Origin of the sequence: Paraburkholderia suaedae, from assembly GCF_040812055.1 — a bacterium.
Taxonomy (GTDB): Bacteria; Pseudomonadota; Gammaproteobacteria; order Burkholderiales; family Burkholderiaceae; genus Paraburkholderia.
In genome coordinates, this window is record NZ_JBFOAH010000006.1 from 341,854 (window position 1) to 350,219 (window position 8,366).

The 8,366-nt window shown below is 60.5% G+C and carries 5 protein-coding genes and 2 rRNA genes; 2 read left to right on the forward strand and 5 right to left on the reverse strand.

Annotation, left to right across the window (positions count from 1 at the left end; translation table 11 throughout):
* Positions 1–277: 277 nt before the first annotated feature.
* Complete coding sequence (gene coq7 / locus ABQJ48_RS12205; RefSeq protein ID WP_367838280.1) at positions 278–916, reverse strand: 2-polyprenyl-3-methyl-6-methoxy-1,4-benzoquinone monooxygenase; 639 nt, start codon at positions 914–916, stop codon at positions 278–280.
* Positions 917–1,216: 300 nt separating this feature from the next.
* Between coq7 and ABQJ48_RS12210 the strand changes: the two genes are divergently transcribed.
* Positions 1,217–2,386 carry a porin gene (locus ABQJ48_RS12210; protein WP_367838268.1) on the forward strand — a complete coding sequence of 390 codons (1,170 nt, stop codon included), beginning with the start codon at positions 1,217–1,219 and terminating at the stop codon, positions 2,384–2,386.
* A 170-nt stretch (positions 2,387–2,556) separates the two neighbouring features.
* Here the strand turns inward: ABQJ48_RS12210 and ABQJ48_RS12215 are convergent, their stop codons facing one another.
* The gene (locus ABQJ48_RS12215; RefSeq protein WP_367838269.1) at positions 2,557–4,230 is read right to left on the reverse strand and encodes a long-chain fatty acid--CoA ligase; all 1,674 of its coding nucleotides are present in this window, start codon (positions 4,228–4,230) and stop codon (positions 2,557–2,559) included.
* A gap of 143 nt (positions 4,231–4,373) precedes the next feature.
* Positions 4,374–6,452, reverse strand: a complete 2,079-nt coding sequence (locus ABQJ48_RS12220) for a molybdopterin-containing oxidoreductase family protein (protein ID WP_367838270.1) — start codon at positions 6,450–6,452, stop codon at positions 4,374–4,376.
* Positions 6,453–6,638: 186 nt separating this feature from the next.
* Here ABQJ48_RS12220 and ABQJ48_RS12225 point away from each other — a divergent pair, with 186 nt between their 5' ends.
* Positions 6,639–7,835: a M20 aminoacylase family protein gene (locus ABQJ48_RS12225; protein ID WP_367838271.1), complete on the forward strand. Its 1,197-nt coding sequence runs from the start codon at positions 6,639–6,641 to the stop codon at positions 7,833–7,835.
* Positions 7,836–7,966: 131 nt separating this feature from the next.
* Here ABQJ48_RS12225 and rrf read toward each other — a convergent pair.
* Both rrf and ABQJ48_RS12235 read right to left on the reverse strand, forming a co-directional pair.
* Positions 7,967–8,080: ribosomal RNA gene (gene rrf / locus ABQJ48_RS12230) — 5S ribosomal RNA — on the reverse strand.
* Positions 8,081–8,289: 209 nt separating this feature from the next.
* Positions 8,290–8,366 (reverse strand): 23S ribosomal RNA (locus tag ABQJ48_RS12235); the annotation flags it as partial.

Sequence of the window (8,366 nt, forward strand, 5' to 3'; positions counted from 1 at the left end):
CGGGGGTCAAGGGAGACGCCGGGGTTTTTGCGCCGATTTGTTTGATAGAACAAGGACTTAGCGCGACTCCTTCGAGCAGCGCCTAAACGGAAAACCGTTATAAATGAATGAGCTAGTAGAGCTTGTGAAGGTGATACGTGAACAGTGCGGGGGAACAGCGCGGACTGGAGAAATCGCAGGGGTTTTAACAGACGGTAGGACACCGGTCAGGCGCGGCCCGGCGACGGCGCGCGCTGCGCCGTCCCACTTGCGGCACACTCGTACGCGGCGGGGCCGCTTACACGTAGTAAGCCGTGCGCGTCATGACTTTCGACACAGCGCGCATCAGCGCACGCGCGGGAAAGGGCAACTCGGCGCCGCCCGCGTCCGTCGCGGCCTTGCCGTGCTCCATCTCGTCCGCGCGCATCTGCTCGACGATCGCGCGCGACTCGTAATCGGCGGCCGGCAGCTCGGCCAGATGGCCGTCGAGGTGCTGCTCGACCTGACGCTCTGTCTCGGCCATGAAGCCGAGGCTGACTCGATCGCCAAAGCGCCCCGCCGCGAGACCGATCGCCAGTGCGCCGGTGTACCAGAGCGGGTTCAACAGACTGGGCCGCGAGTCTAGTGCCTCGAGGCGTCTCGCGGTCCACGCCAGATGATCTTCTTCCTCGGCGGCAGCGCGATCGAACATGGCGCGCAACGATGGCGAACGGGTCGAGAGTTTCTGAGCCTGGTAAAGTGCCTGCGCGCAGACCTCGCCAACGTGGTTCACCCGCATCAATCCTGCCGCATGGGCGCACTCGGCCGGTGAGAGTTCCGGCACCTCGGCCCTTACCGCCGACGTTGGGGGCACCGGCACTGGCCGACTCATCCGCGACACGCCAGTCATTGAGCGTAAACCCCGATCAAACTCGCTAATCAACACGTCCAAAAACATTAAGCGCTCCCTGATTCGACGACTGCGGCAGCGGACCGAACACCCGGCCGACAAGCTTTGCAGGACAAAACGAGCGACGCCGCAACCTCGAATCCGCATTAAATGAGCAGCCACGCTGCGATTCTAGACCATGTTGCGTAAACGAAACAGCAGCGGTCCTGGCCACCTGCTTTTTCTTTGTGCCATGTATGCCTTTTGTTACATTACGTGGCAACTTCTCGCGAAGTTAGAAAGCAAGGCCTCAACGCTCGATAAATATTCGCCTTGTAGAAAAGATTCGTAATCCTTGGAGATCATTCGATGAAAAAGTCGCTTCTCGCTCTCGCAGCACTGGGCGCATTCTCAGGCGTCGCACATGCTCAGAGCAGCGTGACCCTGTACGGCATTCTTGACGTTGGTATCAACATGAACACCAACTCCGGCGGCAAGCACCTGTACAACATGTCCAGCGGTGTTCTGCAAGGCTCGCGTTTCGGCTTGCGCGGCACGGAAGACCTGGGCGGCGGTTTGAAGGCGCTGTTCGTGTTGGAAAACGGTTATGACGTGACCAACGGCACGCTCGGCCAAAAGGGCCTGATGTTCGGTCGTCAAGCTTACGTCGGCCTGTCGAGCCAGTTCGGCACGGTCACGCTGGGTCGTCAGTACGACTCCGTGGTCGACTACGTCGGTCCGCTCGAAGTGGGCGACCAATGGGGCGGCTACATCGCTGCTCACCCGGGCGACATCGATAACTTCAACAACGCCTACCGCACCAACAGCACCGTCAAGTACACGAGCGCGAACTACGGCGGCCTGACGTTCGGCGGCACGTACAGCTTCGGCGGCCAGTCAGGCAACTTCACCGGCAACCAGATCTGGTCGTTGGGCGCTGGCTACAACAACGGTCCTCTCGTGTTGGGCGTCGGCTATTTGAACGCACGCACACCGGCAGCTTCGGGCGGCCTGTTCAACAACGGCGGTACGATTGCGGCGCCGGCTGCTGCTGCGCCGAACACGATCTACGGTGGCTTCTCGTCGGCTAACACCTATCAGGTGGTCGGCGCGGGCGGTGCCTACACGTTCGGGGCGGCAACGGTCGGCCTGACGTACTCGAACATCCGCTTCGCCAATCTCGGCGCGTCGTTCGCGTCGCCGTTCCGCGGCCAATCGGCTACGTTCAACAACGGCGAAATCAACTTCAAGTATCAGTTGACCCCGGCATTGCTGGTCGGCGCAGCGTATGACTACACGCGCGGCGCGGAAATCAATGGCACCTCGCGTGCTCAGTACCACCAAGGCGCGGCCGGCGTGGACTACTTCCTGTCCAAGCGTACCGACGTGTACCTGGTCGGCGTGTACCAGCACGCTCTGGGCAACACGCTCAGCCAGACGGGCACTATTGTCGCTGCAACGGCAAACATCAACAACCTGACGCCATCGTCGAACCAGAACCAGTTCACGGCTCGCATCGGCATCCGCCACAAGTTCTAATAAGTCGTAAAAAAGCAGTTTGCCTCAAAGGCGCCTTCGGGCGCCTTTTTTTTTTGGCGGCTGTGTCGAGCTTGCGCAGCGCATCCTTTCGTAAAAACAGACAAGCCCGGCAGCGTTCGGTCTGCCGGGCTTGTCTTTGGTTACGCGTTACGTGATTTCAGCTCGTGCGCTCATGCCGGCGCATCGCGCAACTCGCGGCGCAAAATCTTGCCGACATTGCTCTTGGGCAGTTCGGTCCGGAACTCGACGCTTTTGGGCCGCTTATAGCCGGTCAACTGGGTCTTGCAGTAGGCGAAGATGTCCGCGTCCGTCAGCGCCGGGTCCTTTTTCACGACGAACAGTTTCACCGCCTCGCCCGAATGCTGGTCCGGAACACCGACCGCGGCGACTTCGAACACGCCCGGCAGCTTCGCGACCACGTCCTCGATTTCGTTCGGATACACGTTGAAGCCTGACACGAGAATCATGTCCTTCTTGCGATCGACGATCTTGACGAAGCCATCTTCGTTCATCACACCGACATCGCCGGATTTGAAGTAACCGTCCGGCGTCATCACGTTGGCGGTTTCGTCCGGCCGGTTCCAGTAGCCCGCCATCACCTGCGGGCCGCGAATGCAGATTTCGCCATGCTGGCCGAGCGGCACTTCATTGCCCTCGTCGTCGCGAATCGATACTTCAGTGGAGGGGAGCGGCAGCCCGATCGTCCCGCTATACTCAGTGACGGTAACCGGATTGCATGTCACGCAAGGCGAAGTCTCGGACAACCCGTAGCCTTCGACGATCGGCGTATGCGTCCGCTCGTACCAGCGCTTGGCAACCGCCTCCTGCACCGCCATGCCGCCGCCATTTGCAGTCAGCAGCCTGGAGAAGTCGAGCTTGTGAAAGTCCGGGCTATTCAGCATCGCGTTGTAGAGCGTGTTGACGGCGGGGATGGTCGTGATCGCATAGCCTCGCAGCGCCTTGATCATGCCGGCAATGTCGCGCGGATTGGGAATCAGCACGCCGAGGCCGCCGGTACGGATGGTCAGCAGCCCGCAGACGGTCAATGCAAACACGTGATAAAGCGGCAGCGCGACGACCGTGATGGATTGATCGATGTCGGTGCGATTCCCGTGAACCGGGGCGAGCCACGCTTCAGACTGCAGCACATTGGCGATCAGATTCCGATGCAATAATGTCGCGCCCTTGGCCGCGCCTGTCGTTCCGCCCGTGTATTGCAAAAATGCGACGTCGTCCGGTCCCTGCTGAACCGCGTTGAAATTCAGCCGGCCGCCTTCCGCAGTCGCCGCATTGAATTTGACGTGGCCCGGCAAGCTCCAGGCGGGCACCATCTTCTTCATCTTCCGCACGACGAAGTTGACCAGAGTCCCCTTGATGCCCATCAGATCGCCCATCGCCGCGACGACGACGTACTTGATCGCCGTATTGCGTATGATCGCCTGCAAAGTCACTGCGAAGTTTTCGAGCATGATGATCGCTTCTGCGCCGCTGTCGTTCAATTGATGCTCGAGCTCGCGCGGCGTATAAAGCGGGTTCACGTTCACCACGACATAGCCGGCGCGCAGGATAGCGGCAATCGCCACGGGATATTGCAGCACGTTCGGCATCATGATCGCGATGCGCGCACCGCGCGCGATGCCCTTCGACTGCAACCACGCAGCGAGCTTGCGCGATAACGCGTCGAGTTCGGCGTAGCTGATCGCCTTGCCCATACAGACGAACGCCGGCCTGTTGCGATGCTTGCGGAACGCTTCTTCGAGTAGGTCGGCCACCGACGAATAGCGGCTGGGGTCAATCTCTGCGGGAACGCCGGGCGGATACGATTTCAGCCAAATTTTGTCCATGCAGCGTCTCTCTATTATTTTCGAATGGTCGTGCTAAAAACGCATCGTAGCATGGTCACCTTGCCGCTCATCGCGAATCACGGGCGGGTTAGACTGCAGCCTCGAACCTGCAGTTGATCAGCGTCGCATGAGCTGCGGCGGTGTCACGCGCGTTCCACTTCGACGAGGCAGTCGTAGAAAGTAGCCGATCCGCCCAGATCGGTGAGCGCCTGGCTCGTCACCTGGTTGGCGTTGCGGCCATCCGGCGCGAGCTTCTTCCACCAGATCGACAAACCGACGACGAGCCCTTCGCGCGCTTTGTCGGTGACGCGGGCGCGCGCTTGCATCGAGCCGCGGTCGTTGAAGATGCGCACCAGGTCGCCATTGCCTATGTCTCGGGCGTGCGCGTCGGTGGGGTGGATGTCCAGATGCGGCTCGCCTTCCGTCGCGCGCAGACTTTCGATATTCACGAACGTGCTGTTCAGAAAATTGCGGGCGGGCGGAGAAATCATCGCGAGCGGGTAACGGGCGGCGAGTTCGGGCGCACCGTCGGCGGATTCGTACGGCGGCAGGTAATCCGGCAACGGATCGAGGCCCTGCTGCGCGAGGCGCGCACTGTAGAACTCGCATTTGCCGGACGGGGTGCGAAAGCCGCCATCTGCGAACGGCGCGTCCGGCAGATTCAGCTTCGCCCAGCCGGTTTTTTTCAGCGTTTGCCAGTTCACGCCTGCCAGTGTTTTGTCTTGCCATCGGAACGCGGCCTGAGCGACGATCTCGTCGCTTTCGAATAGCGCCGGTTCCTGGAGGCCCATTCGGCGCGCGAGACCACGAAAAATCTCCGTGTTCGGACGCGCATCGCCGACGGGCGCGATCGCCGGCAGGTTGAGCATCACGTGCGTGTGCCCGTATGACTTGTGCACGTCGAGGTGTTCGAGCTGCGTGGTGGCTGGCAGGAGCAGATCGGCGTAGTCCGCCGTATCGGTCTGAAAATGCTCGAGGACGATGGTGAAAAGGTCGTCACGAGCGAAACCGGCTGCAACTCGCTCCGAATCCGGCGCCACCGCCACGGGGTTCGAATTGTAGACGACGATTGCTTCGACCTTCGGGCCGAACTCGGCATCGCCCGGATGCAGAAGCGCATCGCCGATCGTGTTCATATTGATGACGCGGCTCGCTTTGGCCGGCCAACCCGGCATCAGGTCCGGCCGTTGCAGCGCGTGAGAGTCAACGGGAGCCCAGCCGCTCGACGACAGCAGTGCACCGCCCGCGCGCTCGCGCCACGCGCCCGTCAGCGACGGCAGGCACGCGATCGCGCGCACGGCATTTCCCCCGCCGCGCACGCGTTGCAGACCATAGTTCATGCGGATCCCGGCTTTCCTGGTGCTACCGTAAAGCCGCGCGAGTTCGACGATCACCTGTGCTTCGATGCCACAAATTTCGCTGACCCTCGACGGCGAATAACCGAGCGCCCGAGCCTTCAATTCGGCGAAGCCTAGCGTGTGCGCTGCAATGTACGCGTGGTCGAGCAGATTTTCCGTGATCAGCACGTGCATCATGCCGAGCGCCAGAGCGCCGTCCGTGCCGGGCTTCAGTGCGATGTGCTGATGGCATTTTTCCGCCGTCAACGACCGATACGGGTCGATTGCGATCAGACGCGCGCCGCGACGCTTGGCCTCCTGGGCGTGCGTCCAGAAATGCAAATTCGACGCGATGGGGTTCGATCCCCAGATCAGGATCACGTCGCTTTCGGCAAAGAACTCCGTGAGCATTCCGATGCCCGCGCCGTATGTGTACTTCAGACCGGCTGCGCCAGCCGCCGAGCAAATCGTGCGGTCCAACTGGGACGCCCCGAGCTTGTGAAAGAATCGCTGCGCAATGCTGTCGCCCTGGACCAGGCCCATGGTCCCGGCGTAGCTGTACGGCAGGATGGCCTGCGGCGCACGGGCTGCGATGTCCGACAGACGCGTGGCAGCAAGTTCCAATGCCTCATCCCAACTGATCGGTTCAAAGCGGCCTTCGCCTTTCCGGCCGACTCGCCTCATCGGCGCAGTCAACCGACCGGGGTGATAGACGCGTTCAGCATAGCGGCTGACTTTTGTGCACAACACGCCCTGTGTCGGCGGATGATCGGGATCGCCGACGATCTTGATCGCTCGGCCATTCTCGACGGTCACACGCATCGCACAGGTATCGGGGCAGTCGTGCGGGCACACGGCGCGCGCGAAATTGGTCGGAGCATTCATCGGCTGTCCATCTGGGAGTGTCGGAACTGGGCGCAATGTGCGATTTTATTACGTCGGTTGGCGGCTAGCCTGCATGGTGGCCGCCAGAATCACCTTCGGCGTAGAATCGATTATCACCGTGCCCGGGCCAATGTGGGCCCGAGCGATCCCATGCAAGCTGAAGTACCAACGCGACATCACTCCATCATGAAACTGATTCCCGAAATACAGGCCGCTCGTGGAGAAATCCAGAGCCTTCGACGAACGATTCATGCCCATCCAGAACTGCGCTACGAAGAGACTGCAACGGCTGATCTCGTTGCCCGCAGCCTGGAATCGTGGGGCATTGAGACTCATCGTGGGTTGGGCAAGACCGGTGTGGTCGGCATACTGAAGCGTGGCAATAGCTCTCGTTCTATTGGCCTGCGGGCAGATATGGACGCGCTGCCGATTCAGGAACTCAACAGCTTCGGCCATCGCTCGAAAAACGACGGCAAAATGCACGCGTGCGGCCATGACGGACATACCGCGATGTTGTTGGGGGCAGCACGGCACCTGGCGAAACACGGCGAATTTGATGGCACTGTCGTGTTCATTTTCCAGCCGGCTGAAGAAGGCGGCGCCGGCGCACAGGCTATGATCGACGACGGTCTGTTCGTGAGGTTTCCAGTCGATGCAGTGTTCGGCATTCACAACTGGCCGGGCATGCCGGCGGGCCACTTCGGCGTCACGGAAGGTCCGATCATGGCGTCAAGCAACGAGTTCCGTATTGAGATCCGGGGTGTCGGGTCGCACGCCGCGCTTCCGCACAATGGGCACGATCCTGTTTTTACCGCCGTGCAGATCGCGAACGGACTCCAGAGCATCATCACGCGGAACAAGAAGCCACTCGATACCGCTGTGCTATCGATCACCCAGATTCATGCTGGAGACGCGGTTAATGTCGTCCCGAACGATGCGTGGATCGCGGGCACGGTGCGAACATTCACCACCGAAGCCCTCGATCTGATCGAAACACGCATGCGCAAGATCGCGGAAAGTACGGCCGAAGCCTACGATTGTTCTGTCACCACCCACTTTCATCGCAACTATCCGGCGACCGTCAACAGCGGTGAAGAGGCCCGTTTTGCTGCGGCGGTGATGAGGGAGGTGGTTGGAGCGGAAAACGTCGACGACGCGGTTGAGCCGACCATGGGCGCCGAAGACTTTTCCTTCATGCTGCTGGTAAAGCCAGGCTGTTACGCGTTCCTGGGCAACGGAGAGGGCGGCCACCGGGAGTCAGGGCACGGCGCCGGCCCATGCATGTTGCATAACGCGAGCTATGACTTCAACGATGACTTATTGCCCATTGGCTCGACATATTGGGTTCGTTTGGCGCAACGGTTCCTTGAGGGAGGTAGGTAGTCGTCGCTTCGGTTCCCTGCCAGCGTGCGGCCACAGGAACTGTACTTGACCTTATCTCAAGTTGTATTTGAGCCGCCCCAAATGCAGAAACCCCACCTTTTGGGGGTGGGGTTTCTGTTCACTGCTGGGGAGCCTGACGATTACCTACTTTCACACGGGCAATCCGCACTATCATCGGCGTGGAGTCGTTTCACGGTCCTGTTCGGGATGGGAAGGGGTGGGACCGACTCGCTATGGTCATCAGGCATGACGGGTTGCCGTACTGCTTGTGCAGCAGTACCGCCAATCGGGAAGAAGCAGTTTCTGATGATGGGACATCAGGTAGCGGGCTGTGCTGTTTCTGGCACAACACTGATCTCAAACCTGTGTGCTCTGCATAAGACCCTGCGCGTGGCGCAGGGTGGGGCCTCCATCAGCGCTCAAGCGCTAACGGCTGCCGACACACACCTGTTATAGGATCAAGCCTTACGGGCAATTAGTATCAGTTAGCTCAACGCATTACTGCGCTTACACACCTGACCTATCAACGTC

Coding starts and splice junctions, on each gene's coding strand:
- coq7 (WP_367838280.1), bottom strand. CDS start 916: ATGTTTTTGGACGTGTTGATTAGCGAGTTTGATCGGGGTTTACGCTCA.
- ABQJ48_RS12210 (WP_367838268.1), top strand. CDS start 1,217: ATGAAAAAGTCGCTTCTCGCTCTCGCAGCACTGGGCGCATTCTCAGGC.
- ABQJ48_RS12215 (WP_367838269.1), bottom strand. CDS start 4,230: ATGGACAAAATTTGGCTGAAATCGTATCCGCCCGGCGTTCCCGCAGAG.
- ABQJ48_RS12220 (WP_367838270.1), bottom strand. CDS start 6,452: ATGAATGCTCCGACCAATTTCGCGCGCGCCGTGTGCCCGCACGACTGC.
- ABQJ48_RS12225 (WP_367838271.1), top strand. CDS start 6,639: ATGAAACTGATTCCCGAAATACAGGCCGCTCGTGGAGAAATCCAGAGC.